Origin of the sequence: Gimesia sp. (assembly GCF_048260065.1) — a bacterium.
GTDB lineage: Bacteria > Planctomycetota > Planctomycetia > Planctomycetales > Planctomycetaceae > Gimesia.
Genome location: NZ_JBLXHC010000003.1, coordinates 469,901 through 488,266, shown reverse-complemented (window position 1 = coordinate 488,266; position 18,366 = coordinate 469,901). Strand labels below are relative to the sequence as shown.

Genomic DNA, 18,366 nt, shown 5'->3' with positions numbered 1-18,366 from the left:
TTTGAGCCTGACTATCATGGCGGTCTGTTACCTTTGTTCCAGCGGTTCCGAGAAATCGCTTATTTGTTTTTGCCGGTTGCCAGTATGTAGGTCGCGTTTTGAATACGGGTCTGTCGATTGGCTAATTTCTGTAACTGTTCGTGGATGTCCTGCTGGTTGGCACCCTCTTCCAGTGCGAGTTTTTCAATTCTCCGAGTGCGGTTATTCACACGTAACTGCAGTGATCGCAGCATTTTGATTTCTGCCAGCATATCAATCAGCGCCTGGTCTTCCGGGGAGCCCTGCTGTTGCTGTTGTTGCTGCTGTTTCTTCTTCTCTTCGTCTGACTTCTCCATTTCTTTCTGCAGCGCTTCAATCATTTCTTCCAGAGAACTGATGATATCCTGTTCGATGCCCTGTGTGAGTTCATCCACCTGGACCCGGTTCAGACGGTAACTGACATTCTGTACGTCGTCCCGGACTTCTGCCAGCGCTTCACTGAAAGCGACCGAAGATCCTTCATCGGTGATCAGCAGGATTGCTTTTTCAACTTCGAGACCAATCTGCGATTCTTCACGGGAAAGCTGGACTGCGCGGGCGGTATGACGGCTTGTACGTTCTTTTTCGGGGACCTGTCCAATAGAAAGGGTGCCGGCATAAACTCGTTTCTGTTGTGCCAGGATCTTCTGCAAGCGGGCTTCCATGGCTGCCAGCATCAGCTCGCGTTCTTCTTCGCGCAACTGACGCAGCATTTCTTCCAGTTTTTCTTTGGCTTCCGCCAGTTTGCGGATCGCATCATCCTGGTGACGGGAGGCAGCTTCTTTCTGTTTTTTCTCCAGCTCTTCGATGGCCTTTTCCATTTCCTGGCGGGCCTGTTCGATCTGTTCCCGTCCCGGTGTTTTCTGCTGCTGCTGCTGTTCCTCGGACTGCTGGCTTTCTCCCTCCTGGGGTTTCCCCTGCTGACCTTTCTGCTGTTGTTGTGACTGTTGCTGCTGTTGAGACTGTGACTGTTGATCAGACTTTTGTCCTTCAGACCCTTTCTGCTCAGAATCTGATTTACCGTTCTCGGGAGGTTTACCTTTAGAGTCTGATTCCGAAGACTTTTTGGAGTCGGCATCCTTCTCCGAATCAGACTTGCCTTCCTGGGACTTCTGGTCTTTCTGCTGGCCTTCCTGCTCTTTGTCTGACGATTTGGAATCGGCTTCAGATTTCTGGGAGTCGTTCTTTTCGGCGTCCTGCTGTTCGATTTTGTCGACCAGCTTCTGGGCACTGTCGGCAGTCTTCTGTTGTTTCTCTTTTAAGTCGGCCGGATTTCCTCCCCGTTCGGTTGCCGCACGTACATCCCGTTCCTGACCAATCAGGCGATTCACATCTTTGAGCAGGTCCTGAATGCGCTGCTTCTCTTTCTCGACTTCGCTCATGCGGTCTTCGCTTTGCAGCAATGCGAGAAGATTCTGCATGTTTTTCAACAGGTTTTCCTGGCGTTCTACCGCATCACCCAGCTGGCCTTTATCCAGCATCTGCAGAACCTGCTGCATTTCTACGGTCATCTGGTTCTGTTTACTTTGGCCAAAGGCGCGAAACAGCAGATCCGCGCGAGCAGGATCTGTTTTCTTCATGTATTCGCCGAGATCGTGGAGCGTCGATTCAAAACGCTTGAACTGTTGCGAGATCGCTTCCTGTTTGTCGGACAGGTTGCTCTGATTTGACTGGGAAGCAGCGGGTTCCTGAGCACGGCTGACGTTCTGACACAACAGGCAGACAGTCAGCGAGAACATCAGAACGAAAGTCCCTGGTCGATTCCACTTAAGTGTTGCTTCTGCCAAAGTTTTCATAGTGATCTCAGAACTGTTGAGGAAGGGGATGCATCCATTACCAGGACGTCTCTCAGTGCGGCGCGCAAAGATGAAAACGCGATAAATATTATATCAAGTAGGGGACGAGGATCGAAGCGTGTTTTTGTGTTCAGTGATTAATGGGTGAGGAAACCGTGAGGCTCGATTTTCTCTGGTTCTAGTGCTTTTTCTCAGATTATTCCAATCCCAGTCCTTTAAGACGGTCCAGAAGCTTGTTTTTGCGATACTTTTTGGTCTCTTCGGTTAATTCTTTCTCTCGTTCGATCAGGTTCTTCAGCATTTCGATGGCTTCATGGAACTCCAGTAAGTCCTGCATTTCGTTGAGAACGCTCTGCATTCTGGCCAGCATCGTATTCAGAAGGTCAATACTGGTCTGGATTTCGGTGAGCGGGTCGGTGTTCTGTTCGACTGCCAGCCGAAACAGTCCCAGCCTTTGATCGACATCTGGAAAATCCTGTTCATGAATCATGGTCAGAGGTTTGAGAATTTTATCATCGATGCGTCCCATGATCTGAGCGGTGGCAACGCCGTTGTTCACCAGCTCTTCGCGGATATCATAAAACGATTCCACAATGGAGGCGGTTTCTGTCGCATTCTTTCGCGTTCCGTAGAGCGAGCGGTCGGCCGAAACAGCGACGGCACTCTGGTTTTCCAGTAAGGTGGCCTCCCAGGCAGGATCTGACTGTCCCTGTTTTTGTTTTTCTCTGATGGCCTGCGATTCACGAACCTGTGCGATGCGTTCTTTCAGTTCATCACGTGTCTGGGTGACTTCTTTGAAGATCTGTTCAAACCGCTTGCGCAAATTCAGCTCTTTGGAGTACAGGATTGAGAGTAATTCCTCATCGGTCACGATTTCGAAATGATAAGTTTCGCCGTGCACCTGATGGGGACCGCTCAGGTTGTCTGCATCTTCCGCATGTACAGTCAGGCTGAGTTTCTGACCAACTTTCAGATCCAGCGGCAGAACTTCAAAACGCTCCCAGGCCTCTTTTTCATTTCGTTGTAATGTAAATTCTTTCGGCCGCTGGGCTGGTTTGGAACGGAGTGGACGCAGCCGGAAGTTTTTATCTTCATCGACCAGAAAGTCAAAGCGAGCTGACTGAATGCCATAATCATCGGTGATCTTTCCTTCGACGGGGATCATCGCTTTACGGGTAATTGATTTACCGATTCCCGTCAGGCGGGTGTCTACCTTCGGAGGCTGATCGATGATACCGATAATACTGAGGCGAATCGGTTCGGTGACGAGCAATCCATCTTCGTCTTCCAGATAAATCCGCATCGGTTGATCGATGAGGAGCGGGATGCCTGAAGAAGGTGTCTCTTTATTTTCAGAAACCAACGTGAAGGGAATTCGAAAAACCTGATGATCCGGACCACACATCTGTTCTAACTGAGCAGGCGAGAAACTGGTCTGCTTGATAATTTCTCCCTGTGAATTTTTCCATGCCAGGAAATTATCCTGCGAAGAGGAGTTGGCGGCTGAGGCTGGTTCCAGCTGAATTTTGAGTTGATCTGTTTCCAGGGTGAACCGGGTGATCGACTTGTTGGCTGTGGAGACCATCTGAAAGTCTGTATTGACGGGGAGCGCGATCTGAGTTCCCTGAACGGTCTGAATATCAGGTTGAGGTGTGCCGGTCTCGGGATCGGTTGTGTTCAAACCGGTATATTCCGGATAGCGGCATTCGAGTTGAATCTGATCCAGCACGGGCGTTTCTACGATTTCAATCTGATAGGGTTCCGGGTTGGTGTAGTCATTCCCTGAGACCCAGATCTGCATTCCGTCCAGGACATCTGTAATCGTATGTTTGAAACGACCTTCGCCCAGACGCGACATCACGGTCCGGCCCCCGTCCCGTCCATTCTGCATGCGATAGGTTAACTGCACGCGCTCCGGAGCTTTTTTACCTTCGACAGTTTCGACTAACAGTGTCAGGTCATTTCCCAGACCATGTTTGTAGATCTGATCCTGGAATTCCCGGATCCGGTCTCCCGGCTGGGCGATCACTTTGACGACCAGACCCGTTTCGCGGTTCCAGTAATCACTTTTCAGTTCCAGATAACCTTTCGCCCAGCGGGCCATTGCAGGCTGGTTGACGACGGCCAGAATCAGGATGGAAACCGTAAGGATCAGGGCGCCAAAGAATGCTCTGCGTAAGGGGCGTTTATCAAAGACATCTTCCAGGGGAAGCTGACTGCTGCCGCGTGCTACTTCTTTGACGGTCCGTTCCAGCATGGCGCGGGTTAATGCATTTTGAGGTTCGTTGGATTCGTGCAGTTCAATCGCCGTTGCCAGCCGGTCATTCAGTTCAGGAAAGCGGCGTTCCAGTACGAGAGCCAGCGATTTCTTTCTCATTTTCGTCATGAGGCGAAGCAGGATAAACGTCGCTGCCAGAACCAGGATCGTTGTCAAAGCGATTAAAACAAACGAGGCGCGAAACCAGACCGGTAACTCAAAGTGGCTGAGTCGGAAATATCCCCAGTCAACCACAAAGCTGATCCAGAAAATCAGTCCCACAACAGCAAGAAGTTTTGCCGCGCCTTCCAGCAGAATGTATCTGCGTATTTTGCCCCGCAGCCGATTGAGCAAATCGGTGATTTCCTGAGGGATCGATAATTTGGCAGGTTCGTTCATTCGTCAGTTTCAGCAGAATTTAATATGGGGAAAACAGCGCTATTGTACAATAAATCAAGCCAACTTAAATAATTTTCTGGTCAACCATTCAGCAGCCAGCAGACCCGCCAGCAGGAAAAAGACCCAACCCTGATCCCAGAGTGTTTTTAACCGTTCATCAATCAGGAATTCTTCCCCTTGATCAGGCAGCAATGTCGGGATCTGCTCTGCTTCTTCCAAAGCGAGATAGCGACCACCGGTATCGCGGGCCAGTTCCTTGAGCCCTTTCACATTCTGGCTCAACGATTCGTCTTCCAGACGGGGCAGCAGAACCGTGAGATTGCCTTCGACCACCTGTCCTTTGGAGTTCGGAACGGTGACTTTAAACTGATATTTCCCAGGCAGACCGGCACGGAAGCTGGCAACATATTCGCCAGGACGATTCCGATCCTGCATGAGTAACAGATTGGGAACCAGGGGTCTGCCGCGCGGATCGATGACTTCCATCGGCACTGATTCCTGAATCAGTGGTTTGAATTCAGGATCAAGCAGTCGAACGCGCACAGAGACGGTCTGTCCCAGAACGTATTCATCCCGTTCCAGAATGAGAGTTCCCCGTTTCGTCCCGCGTTTTGTTCGACCCTGTCCGACATTCCGGATCAGCTTGGTCCAGAAGCGGTCGTAATAATCTTCCTCGATAGACCGCAGTCGCCACATTTCCGGGCTGCCCAGATAGAAGCAGCGACCTTCGCCATAATACTGTGACGCCATCAGAATCGAGAATCCAAATTCGGTTTGTGTTTTGGGATCAGGGAAGTGTGCATAAACCGTGGCAGCCGCTTTAGCACCGTTTGAGGGATAGCAGCGATAAATCCCAGGGAAATTTTCCCATAACTGTTTTGAGGTCGCCGGATCGTCGGTCAGCATCAGGAACCCTGCATCCAGGCCGGCCTGTGTCCATTCAATCCTGCGAATCTGAGTCGCCTCTTCATCCAGGTAGTCGCGTACGAAGGAGTTGATAAACACAGGATACAGGTCCAGAATTGACTGATACTTTTCACTTTCCTGTGCCATGCGAGGTGTGTAAACGTCCCCAGCCACCATGACGATGCCGCCCCCCGCTGATGAGACCCACTCATTCAGATTCTGCATCTGTTCTGCAGACAGAAGTTCCCAGTTGACGTCAAACGCGAGTACTACATCGTATTCAAACAGGTCTGCCCGGTCGGGGAATTCGTATAAGAGTTCGTTCGCATCCTGGGAAACTCCGGGTGGTGCAGACTGCAGCCAGACGGAAGACTGGATCGAAGGATGCCGGTACAGCATGGTGCGGGCGAATCGATAATCCCGCATGGGACCACCGGCGATGACCAGTACGCGTGTGGGGCGACTGAAAACATTGACAGAATGAGCCAGCTCATTGTCCATTGCGTTGGCATCGCCTGCCAGTTGATTACCTCGGGCGCGAACGATATATCCGATCTCACCTTCCTCAGCCGGTGTGCGTTCAAATTTGATGTCCAGAGGCAAACTGTCTTCGGTCGGCAGCAGTACATCCCGTGTATCAACGACCGTTGGTTCTGCTTCGCCGGGAACTTTTCTCAGCAGTTCGATCGTAATATTTTTCCCAGGCATACCCACGGCCTGCACGATTGCGGTGATCTCAAATCCATCCCCAAACTGCACGTCAGTGGGGGCGATGATTTTAGAAATCTGGATATTCGCCGGTTGCACAGGGCTGCCGACCCCCAGAGGAATCAGTCGCACCTTCGATTCTTTTGCCGCTTCGTTGGCGGAAAGTAAGTCCGTACCGGCATTCGATGCCCCATCGGTGGCGATGATAATTCCAGACAGTGTGGAGCCGTTGATTTCACGGATTAACTGTCCCAGCAGTTCTCCCAGCCGCGTCTCCAGTCCCTGTGGTTGAAGCAATGTATTCCAGTCAGGTTGTTCCGCTCCGCTTGCCTGTTTTTCTGATGCTGGTTTCGAAGTTTCTTCAGACGAATCCTGCTTTTGGAAGACATGCAGGGGGCCGACTAAGGTTTTATCGAAGGAGTAAATACTGACCTGATGATTCTTCTGCAGGTCTTTGATCAGGGGAGAATCTGCCAGCAGTTTTTCGACTGCTTCCATGCGGGAGGCAATATTGCGACTGGCCGGCGAACTGGTATTTGCCGCCACCAGTTGATTCGGGTGACGCATGGAAAGCGATGTGTCGACGAGTACTGCGACCCGGGATGGGCGAAACGACATTTTCTGTGTTCGTTCATGCGGGTTGAATACAATCGCAATCAGCGCGATTATGACCCCCAGTCGTAATACTGCCAGCCAGCACCGCCAGAACAGGGGAAGTTCAACGGAGTCTTTCCAGACTGTTCGAAACGATAGCAGCAGGACGAGTCCCAGACCACCCAATAGTAACAACCAGCCCCAGCCTGATGCGGGCGTATCGTATTCGATCGAACGAAACGCGGTGGTTTCGTCGGCAGCCAGTATCAGAGATGAGGAAAGGGATGCAAAATAGTTCATGCGGCGGCACCCGCTGTTTTAGGATGATAGCTCAAACGATAGGCCAGTAGTTGTTCACAAATCAATAACACAAACAGGATCAGCAAAATGGCGTTGGTGATTTCCCGCCCGGCTTCCTGGCCTTGAATCCACTGAAATTCACCCGGTTCCTGAATCTGAATCTGTTTGGAATTTCCCAGTTCGTTCATGAGTTCATCGGTGGTGGCCAGTTCCAGATTGCTTTCCGAAACCGGAAAGTTGAACGCATACATGCGAGGCTCAATCGTCTGGTCCTGTCGTTTCAGCTGAACCGTATAAACGCCGGGCTGATCTGTGTCCCGGTAGGCTGTTACGAGTTGCAGCGTACTGCTGCCTGTGGTGTCAGGTTTCTCTTCGGGAGACGCTTTCAGGCGAATGGTCCGACCTCCTTTTGTCACAGGAGTCTGGATCTCAATTTCATCCGAAAACACAGAGGCATCGAGCGAAAAGGGAATCGGTGTGCCGACCAGTTCTGCCTGCTCATGCGAGCGGGATTGTACCAGGTATTTCTGCAGTTCCAGCTGGAACACGATGTAGCTGGGGTTGAACGCCCAGGTGTTCCACGGTTCTCCCTCATTGGTCATAACGGGGCCGGCAGAAGTCAGGCAGGTAATGATGCGCCCTTTCCCCAGCCTGTGTTCGAGAATCAACGGGGCCTGGTTACGGAGCGTGGCGATCACGTTCACGCCGGATGCTTTTTCTGCTTTGGTTTGTAACCATTGCTCAGAGACAGGAAAGTAGCGTGAAATAGTAACGGCTTCGATGAGCGGATTGTCCTGACCGGCAAAAACCGAAAACAGGGGGTGATCACTGACATTCAGGTCCACTGTGGTATTCGATTCCCGGACAGGCAATTCACGCGATGAGGTTTCCAGAGGAGCCGGAAACAGACCATTTCCATCCTTGTAGAGTTTCTCATTATAGAAGGCAGGCTGGATGGAAGGCCCTGCAAACCAGATGAGCCCACCCCCCTCAGAGACAAAATTTTCCAAAGCAGCGATGGCATCCAGAGGCAGCTCTGCGACATTCAGCAGATAGATATTTTTAAACTGACTGAGAGGGTGCCTGCGGAGATAATCAACATTCTCAACAGAAGGAGCAAATCCGGTTGTCGAAGCATCGGGGGCAATCGCCGTCTGGATGTACATCCACTCGTTGCCTGTAGGGTTGCCGTCAACAATCAGGACCGGGTTTGAGGGTTTGACATTGATGGCCATATACCGTTCATTATCACCCGCGAGTGCGTCATTGGTCAGACTGACATTGATCTGATGCAGCCCGGGTTTGCTGAAGACCACATCGAAGTCCTGTGAAATTTCACTGGCTGCTTCAATTTTATCAAAGACGATGCTCATCGGCAGTTTATTCTGATCGACAAACGCGGAGACACGCACGTCTTCAGCCACCTGTTCGCCAAAATTTTTCAGGTTGATTCTCAGCCGGAGTGGTACATCGACGGCTGCGACTTCTGTTGCTCCCGAGAGTTCGGTGATTGCCAGGTTAGATTGTGAATCGGGTACGGTTTTGATGAGGTTGATCGCCGTATCGCTGTTACTCAATTTCTCTATCGTCGCAGCCACCCCTTTCTTTTCCTGCCAGTCGGACTTGCGGAAGTCGGAGATCAGGTGGAGTGTTTTGATGACGGCCCGATCTTCATTTAACAGGTCGGCAGCCGCTTCCAGTCCCTGATTCAGGTCCAGACTCTGATGCGAGCAGGTCAGGTTGGAAAGTTTGGCATCCAGTTCGTTGATCAGTTCTTCGTTGATATCCCGCTGTAAAAACAGGGGGGCGTCAGCGCGAGATAAAACGATTAAAGAGAACTTTTCCGTATTGGGACGACTGGCGCCTTCCGAAGCAATTTTGCGAACGACCTCCAGGCCTTCTTTAAAGCCCGTCTGTTCTCCCCAGGCATTCTGCATGGAACCACTGTCGTCGAGCACAATGACATGATGCGATTTGGCACCGTGAAACATCGACAGCTGATTCGGATCCAGAATCAGGCGGCCGATTAACAGCAGGAGACAGATAATGAGAATGATGCGCAGCAACAGCAGCAGCAACTGTTCGATCAGCACGCGGCGCTGGTTGGTCTGCTGGCTCTGCAATAGAAATTCCATTGCCGCAAATTGCACGCGTTTATACTGGAAACGATTAATCAGGTGAATGATGATCGGCGCAGCAATCATCAGCGCGCCGGCGGAGACCAGTGCGGAATTCACAAAATGTTGAGTTAACCATGCTTCCATAAGTCGAGTCGTCAGTTACAGTCTGGGAGGGATCGGGGCTCTGTTTCGTTTATTGTCGGATGGATTGCTGCATTCCGATGCGGTGGTTCAGATAATGGGACAAGGCAGCATCGAGATATTCGCTGGTTCGGATTGTCTGGTAGTCAAATTTGTTCTTGGCACAACGTCTTCTGATTTCATTCAAAAACTCATGCATGGCTTTAAGATAGCCGTCTCTTAAGGAACGGGGGTCACAAACCAGTTCGCCTGCTTCTTCCATGCCTTCAAACCGGGTTGTGCCTGAATAATCAAAATCCAGTTCCTGATCATCCAGAATGTGCAGCAGCATCAGATCGTGTCCGCGATATTGCAGCAGGCGTAATCCTTTGAACAGACTTTCCCTGTTTACGAATAAATCGGATATGAGGATTATTGTGCCTTTCTGCGAACGCGTTTCCGCCACTTCTTTCAGTACGTCATAAATGTCGGTTTTTTTAGCTGGTTTTTCAGAAGCCAATGCAGTCAGCAGGGCATTCAGGTGATTTCGTTTGCTTAATGCGGGAACCCGGCTGCGAATCCCGTCGTCAAACGTGACCATGCCAACGGCGTCCTGCTGTTTGAGCAGAAGAAACGCGAGTGCCGCGGCTGCCGTACAACCATATTCATATTTATTGAGCGGCCCGGTACCAAATTGCATGGATTCACTGACATCCACCAGCAGGGTGGTTCTCAGGTTGGTGTCTTCCTCGAACTGCTTGATGTAGTATTTGTCTGTTTTGGACCAGACCTTCCAGTCGATATTCCGAACATCATCACCGGGGACATATTCCCGGTGCTGGGCAAATTCTACAGACTGCCCGAAGAAGGGACTGCGGTGAAGTCCCGACAGGAACCCTTCAACGATCGTGCGTGCTCGAATTTCCAGTCGGGAAATGCGCGAGATTGCCTCAGGCAGCAAAAATTTTCTGTAATCTTGGGTCACTGGTCAGTTCGCCTTCCTTAGACGGTGTCTCTTCAATCAATCGCTCAATCACACGATCTGAGGTGATTCCTTCAGACTCGGCAGAGAAATTGGTCACGATACGATGTCGTAAAACCGGTGCAGCCAGAGCGCTGATATCATCTGTCGAGACGTGAGTATGACCATTGAGCAGTGCACGCGTTTTTCCGCCGAGCAACAGGTTCTGGACGGCACGAGGACCTGCGCCCCAGCTCAACCATTCGTTGACAAAATCGGGAGTGCCCGGTTCGTTCACACGTGTCTGTCTGACCAAAGCCAGAGCATAATCAATCACGTGATCAGAGACGGGAACCTGTCTGACGATCTTCTGAATCTCCAGAACATCGACTGCATTGAGGACATGTTCGATTGTATTTTTGGAATCAGATGTCGTCTGCCGGGCAATCTGCCGTTCTTCCTGGAAGGAAGGATAGCGGACATAAACCTTGAACATGAAGCGGTCCTGCTGTGCTTCCGGCAGGGAGTAAGTACCTTCCTGTTCAATCGGGTTTTGCGTTGCCAGCACGAAGAAGGGATCATTCAACAGGTGGCGGGTCTGACCGACACTCACCTGATGTTCCTGCATCGCTTCCAGCAGAGCGGCCTGTGTTTTGGGAGGCGTACGGTTGATTTCATCCGCCAGAACCACGTTATGAAATAAGGGACCCGGGATGAAGCGAAATTCCCGCTCACCTGTTTCCCGGTTTTCCTGCAGCACATCGGTTCCCGTGATATCCGCGGGCATCAGGTCCGGGGTGAACTGGATGCGGCTGAACGACATGGAAAGTGTCTGGGCCAGCGTGCTGATCATCAGGGTTTTCGCCAGGCCGGGAACCCCTTCCAGCAGACAGTGTCCGCGGCTGAATAATGCAATCAGGAGCTGCTCAACCACATCATCCTGACCCACGATGACTTTAGAGATCTGCCCATGGATCTGACGGTACGCAGAACTCAGTTTATCGATTGACTCCTGAGTAATTTCATACTCAGCTGAGTCAGAGGTATCTTGTTTCACTTCCGACATCCGTTTTCAAACCTTTCTACAAAGGTAAACACTGCTTGGCGCAGAAAGTTCCGTAGACTCTATCGTAATGCCTGTAACAGGACTTTGCGACCATAAATCGAGAAATTACAGGGGTTTCCTGCCAATCTGCAGAAGCCCGCAAAAGGCAGGATGGACTCTGAAATCAGGTGTCCTTGTAAGTCCGATTCCTGTGAAGCCGGAACGTTTCTCAATCGATCCGATTAACGATGAATACTCAAATCATGGAGGATCGTTATTCGCCTGACAGGGAAACGGATTTAAAGGACACCCTTATTCTACTCGAACGGTCAGTCCGGGGAAGCATTAAAATAAGCTTCCTGAGGAACTTGTCAGAAAGCCGATGCGCAGGAAGTGCCGGCATGACGTTCAGTCAAGTACTGTACGTGAAGCTTTGGAGAGATCAGTCCCAGGCAAGCGGGTTTTTCCAGGCGGCTTTCAGCTCATCCAGACTGGCGCTGATCGCGGTGCCACCGGAAGTTCCTTTGATTGTGAACTGACGGGTGCCAATGACTTCGCCGATATCGAACAAAGGCAGATCGCCGAAGCATTCGTATAAGGCATCCATCTTGTCCAGCTGCACTTCCAGCAGAAATCGCGTATTGCTTTCGGAAAACAACAGGCTGGGGGTGGACAGTTCCAGCGCTTCGGGGAGGCGGGTAGGATCCAGCTTCATTCCATACCCGCCGGCAAAAGCCATTTCTGCGGCTGCGACTGCCAGGCCGCCTTCGCTCAGGTCGTGGCAGCTTCTGATGAGCTGCTTTTGAATCGCTTTGTGCAGGGCTTTGAAAATCTCCGGTGCTTCTTCCTTATCAACCTGAGGAACCTGTCCCCCTTCCAGTTGATTCACCAGGGCAAAGTGACTGCCTCCCATTTCATTGTGTGTCGTTCCGACCATGAAAATACGGTTGCCGGGCGCTTTCACGTCCATCGTGACAGCGTGGCTGACATCGGCTATCTGGCCGATGGCACTGATTAACAGTGATGAGGGAATCGCGACGGTCTCTTTTTCCCCCTGTTCGTTTTCAAAAGAGTATTCGTTGTACAGACTGTCTTTACCGCTGATAAAGGGAGAGCCATACGCGATGGAAAATTCCTGACAGGCCAGGGCTGCGGCTACCAGGCTGCCCAGTGTTTCCGGACGATCGGTATTGCCCCAGCAGAAGTTATCAAGGATGGCAATCTTCGCAGGGTCGGCACCGACGGCCACGCAGTTTCTGATCGCTTCATCAATGGCAGAAGCTGCCATCCAGTGTGTATTCAGGTCACCATAGCGGGGATTCATGCCGCACGAAATGACAAGTCCGCGTGTCGATGTCAGATCGGGGCGAACCACAGCGGCGTCTGAGGGACCATCGTTCTGGACACCCACCAGAGGTTTGACCACACTGCCGGCCTGCACTTCCTGATCGTACTGGCGAATGATCCATTCTTTGCTGCAGACATTCAAGGAACTCAGAATGGAAGTCAGGTCTTTGGTGTAGTTGTCACGTTGCGGGGGAGTGAGCGGCGTGAAGGCCGGAGTCTTGTAAACGGCTTCTCTTACGACTGGAGGGCGTCCGTCATGCAGAAATGCCATTTCCAGATCGGCCACGACCTGATCCTGGTATTTCAGAACCAGGTGGTTTGTGTCGGTGAATTTTCCGATCACCGATGCTTCGACCCCTTCGCCGGAACAGATTTTCTCGAAGGCTTCCCAGTTTTCCGGCGGGACAGCCAGGACCATGCGTTCCTGTGCTTCAGAGATCCAGATCTCAGTGTAGGACAGGCCGGCGTATTTGAGCGGGCATTGATCCAGCCAGACTTCTGCGCCGGTTTTTTCTCCCATTTCGCCGACGGCACTGCTGAATCCGCCGGCACCACAGTCGGTGATTGCCGAGAATAATTCTTTGTCGCGCGCTTCCAGAATCACATCCAGCAGCATTTTTTCTGTGATCGCATTTCCAATCTGTACGGCACCGCCGGAAAGCATTTCACTCTCGGACGTCAGTTCTGCAGAAGAAAATGTCGCGCCGTGAATTCCGTCGCGGCCCGTACGACCGCCGACAGCGACGATATAGTGCCCCGGTTGTGCCTGCTGCTTTTTCGACTTTCCTACCGGAAGCATCGCCACGTTGCCGCAATAGACCAGGGGGTTACCCAGATAACGTTCGTCGAAATAGACGGCTCCGTTTACAGTCGGGATCCCCATGCGGTTACCGTAATCACGCACACCAGAGACGACGCCGGTTGCAACCGCTTTGGGGTGCAGAACACCAGCGGGAAGTTCAGAGTAAGGGATTTCCGGCGGAGCAAAACAGAATACATCGGTATTACAGACCGGTTTGCCGCCCAGTCCGGTTCCCAGCGGATCGCGGATAACGCCCCCGAGTCCGGTGTTGGCACCGCCATAAGGTTCCAGTGCAGAAGGGTGGTTGTGTGTTTCCACTTTGAAGCAGACGTCCTGCTTGTCGTCAAAAGTGATGACGCCGGCATTGTCTGCGAATACGCTTACGCACCAGTCTTTATCACCCAGCGATTTACGGATTTCCGTGGTTGCAGCGAAGATGGTTTCTTTCAGCATGTTCTCGAAATGCAGATCGCGTTCGCCATCTTTAAAGTGAATGCGTCCGGCTAGTGTTTTGTGAGAGCAATGCTCACTCCATGTCTGGGCAATACTTTCCAGTTCGACGTCGGTAGGGTCTTTTTTCTGGCTGACATAGTAGGCTTTGATGGTTTTCATCTCAGTCAGGTTTAAGTAAAGCTGACCTTCGCGGCTGAGTGTTTCCAGCTGTTTGTCATTCATTTCTCGAATGGGAATGGTGACCAGTTCGAAAGTATATTCACTGCCGAGCTTGATACTGTCCATCTGCAGGGGACCACGCACGACATATTCGATGGCTTCATTGGAAAGCACTTTCGCAGCCATGCGGTCAATTTCGTCGGAAGCGGCATCCGAGTTCACCCAGTATTTGCGACAGGTGGCAACATTCTCAACCGGAAGTCCCAGATCGATGATTGCTTCGCGGGCACTGTTAGCTGTGTTGTCAGTAACACCCGGTTTGAACATCACATTCAGCAGTGGTTCTGAGCTGGCTGTTTCTGATGTGCCGCCAGACAGAATGCGAATTTCAAATGTTTCTACGATGGGGTCTGCCAGCAGGGTCCGGGCGATTTTGTCGATGCCCGTCTGATCCAGATCACCTTCGAGCAGGAAGGAGTGTGCGGTCTGAACGGTCCGGATTGAATTCGCACCGAGTACCTGGCATTCTTTCAGGATACGGGCTCCCTCACGGTCGATCTGATTGTCGGCGGGTTTGATTTCGACTTCGCAAAGCATGTGTATTCCTGTTACTGTTGATTCCATCGGGAAAATGAAAGATTTGTTGTTGTCGCTATGTAAGTCAGCCGAAAACCTGACCTGTCCTGCTGATTATGAGGCTGAATTTAATGTGTCGTGTTTCTTTTTGCCATCTTCCAGCAGTTCTCTGAGACGTTTTTCATCATTGTTTTGAATTGCATCCCGGAACTGCTGCAGTGTTTGAGCGTATTTATCAAGACTGGTCACAATCGCGTCACGATTGCTTAACAGGATATCGATCCATAAAGCGGGGTCACCACCGGCAATGCGTGTAGTATCGCGAAATCCGGTTGAGGTGTATCTGGTATTTTCTGCCGCTAAAGTCGCTGCCAGAGCGGAAGCAACCACATGAGGCAGATGGCTCGTTTCTGCCAGAATCAGATCGTGTTGTTCTGGTGTGGTCTGCAGCACATGCATGCCCAGTGCTTCCCAGAATCGTCTGACGCGGGAAACAGTCTCTGCGGGAACGGACTCTTCAGGAGTGATCACACAGGGGCGATTCTGAAACAGGTTCTGATCCGAGAATTCAAACCCGCTTTTTTCTGATCCTGCCAGGGGATGCGAAGCAACAAAAGTGACTCCTGCCGGCAAAGTTCCTTTCAGTTGCTTGCAGATCTTCTGTTTCGTACTGCCGACATCGGTGATAATTGTACCCGGACGGCTGTTTTGAGCGACTGTCTGGATGAACTGGACGATTTGATTGACGGGGGTACAAACAATCACAAGGTCCGACTGCGCTGCGGTTTCTGCAATGTTTGTTGTTCCCCGATCCAGTAATCCCGCCTGCTGTGCAGCGCGCATGCGGGATGGGTTTCGACCTGCGCCGAGAATGGTTTCTGCCAGATTGCGCTGTCGAGCGGCAGCGGCAATGGATCCTCCCAGCAGACCAACGCCAATCACGCCGATCGTCTTGAAGAGGTAGCCATTTTGTGTCGTTGATTCAGTCATGCCTCGTATTGTAGAAGCCCCGAATCGGGATTTCCAGCGGGCGGCCCACTTATCAACGACCTGTTCCAAAAGTCTGACAAACCTGTAAGTTATTTAATTAGAATCTTTTGTGTAGAACATCATTTTTTCTCTGCAATCCGATAGAGATAACCGTTGGTCCGCAGATAAATGCTCCCTTCGCTGACGGCAGGTGATGCATTGAACAGATCTTCGTCCGATTTAATCTCATTTCGGGCCAGCTCGACATATTCGGGCCCGGCTTTCAGTACAATCACGCCACTATCCCGGGTGGTCACGTACAGTTTGCCATCGGCCAGTACAATCGAAGCGTAGAGTCTGGCTCCCGTAGGCAGGCGGTTTTTGTAAACCACTTCGCCATCTTTTGCATTTAGACAGAACGCAATGCCTCGATCACTGGCCCAGTAGAGATGACCGTCGTGATAGACGGGGGAAGTCACATTGGCTCCCACATTCACTTCCCAGAGTTTATGGGTTTTCGTGACATCCCCTTTTCCCCCGGGACGAACGGCGATGCTGCGGTTGCTGCGGCCTCCCAGGCAGTAGAGGATACCCTCATTCTGGACCACGACGGGCACTACGTAGTCCTGGATTCCTTCGCAGGTCCAGAGCTTTTTACCTGTGTCGGGATCAAAACCGAAGATCTGGTTTTTCTGGTTGACGACCAGTTCCTGTTTGCCTCCCGGAACATCCACGATCGAAGGCGTGGTCCAGGCACGTACGATATCTTCCGCCTTCCAGGCAACTTCACCATTGCTCTTGTTCAACGCATAAACGGTTGAACTTTCAATACTGGCATTCACAATCACAAAGTCTTTATAGAGGATGGGAGAGGAAGCGGAGCCGAACCCGGCGGTTCCGTCACCCACATCAGCCTGCCATTTCAGTTTGCCTTTCAAGTCATAGGCAACGACACCCGATGTGCCGAAAAAAGCATAGACGCCTGTTTCATCACAGGCAGGAGTGCCGCTGGCATAACCATGATCGACAATCCGCTTCGTGATTTTCTGAACTTCATTGACGGGAGAGACCGATTCATCCCACATGATTTCGCCATTGTCGCGATTGACCGAGATCACATGCAGCCGCAAATCGGAAGGGTTACCATTGTCGTCTTCAGTCAGTCCATAGCCTGTGTAGGAGGTGACGAATACCTGATTGCCGAACAGCACCGGGCTGGAGGAACCGTGTCCAGGCAGTTTGGCTTTCCAGACAATGTTCTTGTCAGAACTCCACTCGGTAGGGAGCCCCGTGGATTCCGATACCCCGTTTCCAGAAGGACCGCGAAATTGTGACCAGTCCGCTGCCTGAGACAGATGTGGTACTGCAGTCAGGCAGGCAGCCGTGAACATCACGGAAAGAATGATTCGGATCATAATCAGCATCCAATGGAAAGAGGGAGGCAGGGTTTTAATGAATAAACAACAAAACCGGAGGCAGGTTTCGAACTGATATCAAATTAGAAAGTTTTATGCGCGCAGGCAAGCATTTTTCCATCGGCAGCGCTAAATTGTCCCGCCTCGATTTCAGATCAGCCGGGAAATGGGGGTCCCGTCGCTGAGAGCCAGCGGTCGACCAATGGGTGAGATCAGCTCTTTCTTATAGTCAATTTGCATTTTCTGCAGGATGGTCGCGTACAGGTCCTGGATGCGAACAGGATCGGCGGGAGTCTTTTCTTTGCCGGTCGGGTCTGTTTCGCCGAGGATCAGGTTTCCTTTGAGACCCCCTCCGCCGACAAGACAGGAAAAACCGGTGGGCCAGTGATCGCGTCCGTCGAGCGGGTTGATCTTGGGGGTTCTGCCAAATTCACCGATACAGAGCACGATCGTCGAGTCCAGCAGGTCTCGGGACTTCAGATCTTTGAGCAGGCTGGAAAACGCCGGGTCCAGAATTGCGGCCTGGGTCTGATGCCCGGTGTAGTTATTCGCGTGACTGTCCCAGCCACTAAGATTCACTTCAATCGAATGCACGCCCTGTTCAACCAGTCTACGGGCTACCAGGCAGCCTCGCCCAAAGGCAGAGTCGCCGTAAGCGTTGCGAACGGCTGCCGGTTCTTTTTCAATTTCAAAAGCATTCAGTTGTTCTGAACTCATCATGGTCAGAGCGCGATCGATGGTCGACTGATGCAGCGTTTTCTTGGTCTGAATGGATCGTCCTTTTCGAAATGCCTGCGAGACGACATCCAGGTTTTCCAGGCGTCTCTCCTGGCGAGGGGCACCGACGCCAGAGCGCATGTTACCAATATTTCGTCCCGGATCGGGTACGCGGAAGGCATCCAGGTGACCGCCCAGATAACCGCCACGGGCTGGAAACTGAGTATTTCCCATGGAAATATGCTGTGGGATTTCCAGTTGTGAACCAGGCGCTTCATGGGTGATGATTGCTCCCAGTGCCGGGTAAACGGTTGTTGGTTCAGGACGATAACCGGTTTTCAGATATCTGGTCCCGCGTTCATGGTCCCCTTCTTTGGAAACCATGGATCGGATCACAGACATCGAATCCAGTTGTTCAGCCAGCAGAGGATACATATCGGAAATCTGCAGACCGGGGACGACCGTTTTGATCGCTTTACCGGGGCCGCCAATAGAAGTTCCCGGATGGGGATCCCATGTTTCCAGTTGGCTGGGTCCGCCTCCCATCCAGAGGACGATGATCGACTTCTGGCGTTCTTTTCCCCGTTTCTCTGCTGCCCTTAAATCGAAGCCAGGCAACATGAATGAGAGCGTGCTTCCGACGGCGACTTTGCAGAGGTCGCGACGGCTGATTTTGCTGGATATGAGATGGGAATCAAACATGG

At 51.6% G+C, this 18,366-nt stretch carries 10 protein-coding genes; all 10 read right to left on the bottom strand.

The genetic code is table 11. The features are described from left to right. Window positions 1–59: 59 nt before the first annotated feature. Window positions 60–1,814: a hypothetical protein gene (locus ACN0YN_RS07990; protein WP_417384478.1), complete on the bottom strand. Its 1,755-nt coding sequence runs from the start codon at window positions 1,812–1,814 to the stop codon at window positions 60–62. A gap of 196 nt (window positions 1,815–2,010) precedes the next feature. Beyond that, complete coding sequence (locus tag ACN0YN_RS07985) at window positions 2,011–4,470, bottom strand: hypothetical protein (protein ID WP_417384477.1); 2,460 nt, start codon at window positions 4,468–4,470, stop codon at window positions 2,011–2,013. A 54-nt stretch (window positions 4,471–4,524) separates the two neighbouring features. Continuing rightward, the gene (locus ACN0YN_RS07980; protein ID WP_417384476.1) at window positions 4,525–6,978 is read right to left on the bottom strand and encodes a hypothetical protein; all 2,454 of its coding nucleotides are present in this window, start codon (window positions 6,976–6,978) and stop codon (window positions 4,525–4,527) included. Then, on the bottom strand, window positions 6,975–9,242 hold the full coding sequence (locus ACN0YN_RS07975; RefSeq protein ID WP_417384475.1) for a BatA domain-containing protein: 2,268 nt from the start codon (window positions 9,240–9,242) through the stop codon (window positions 6,975–6,977). Before ACN0YN_RS07975 ends, ACN0YN_RS07980 begins: the two co-directional genes overlap by 4 nt. A gap of 49 nt (window positions 9,243–9,291) precedes the next feature. Next, on the bottom strand, window positions 9,292–10,179 hold the full coding sequence (locus tag ACN0YN_RS07970) for a DUF58 domain-containing protein (RefSeq protein ID WP_417384474.1): 888 nt from the start codon (window positions 10,177–10,179) through the stop codon (window positions 9,292–9,294). Then, window positions 10,169–11,245, bottom strand: coding sequence for an AAA family ATPase (locus tag ACN0YN_RS07965; RefSeq protein WP_417384473.1), 1,077 nt, complete (start codon window positions 11,243–11,245; stop codon window positions 10,169–10,171). Before ACN0YN_RS07965 ends, ACN0YN_RS07970 begins: the two co-directional genes overlap by 11 nt. A gap of 421 nt (window positions 11,246–11,666) precedes the next feature. Continuing rightward, window positions 11,667–14,582 carry a phosphoribosylformylglycinamidine synthase subunit PurL gene (purL, locus tag ACN0YN_RS07960; protein ID WP_417384472.1) on the bottom strand — a complete coding sequence of 972 codons (2,916 nt, stop codon included), beginning with the start codon at window positions 14,580–14,582 and terminating at the stop codon, window positions 11,667–11,669. 93 nt (window positions 14,583–14,675) lie between these two features. Next, a complete protein-coding gene (locus ACN0YN_RS07955; RefSeq protein ID WP_417384471.1) occupies window positions 14,676–15,620 on the bottom strand; it encodes a prephenate dehydrogenase in 945 nt (314 codons plus the stop codon). A 50-nt stretch (window positions 15,621–15,670) separates the two neighbouring features. Next, entirely contained in the window at window positions 15,671–16,945 is a 1,275-nt protein-coding gene (locus ACN0YN_RS07950) for a PQQ-binding-like beta-propeller repeat protein (protein ID WP_417384470.1), read from the bottom strand. Window positions 16,946–17,095: 150 nt separating this feature from the next. Then, on the bottom strand, window positions 17,096–18,364 hold the full coding sequence (locus tag ACN0YN_RS07945) for a DUF1501 domain-containing protein (protein ID WP_417384469.1): 1,269 nt from the start codon (window positions 18,362–18,364) through the stop codon (window positions 17,096–17,098). Between the last annotated feature and the right edge of the window lie 2 nt (window positions 18,365–18,366).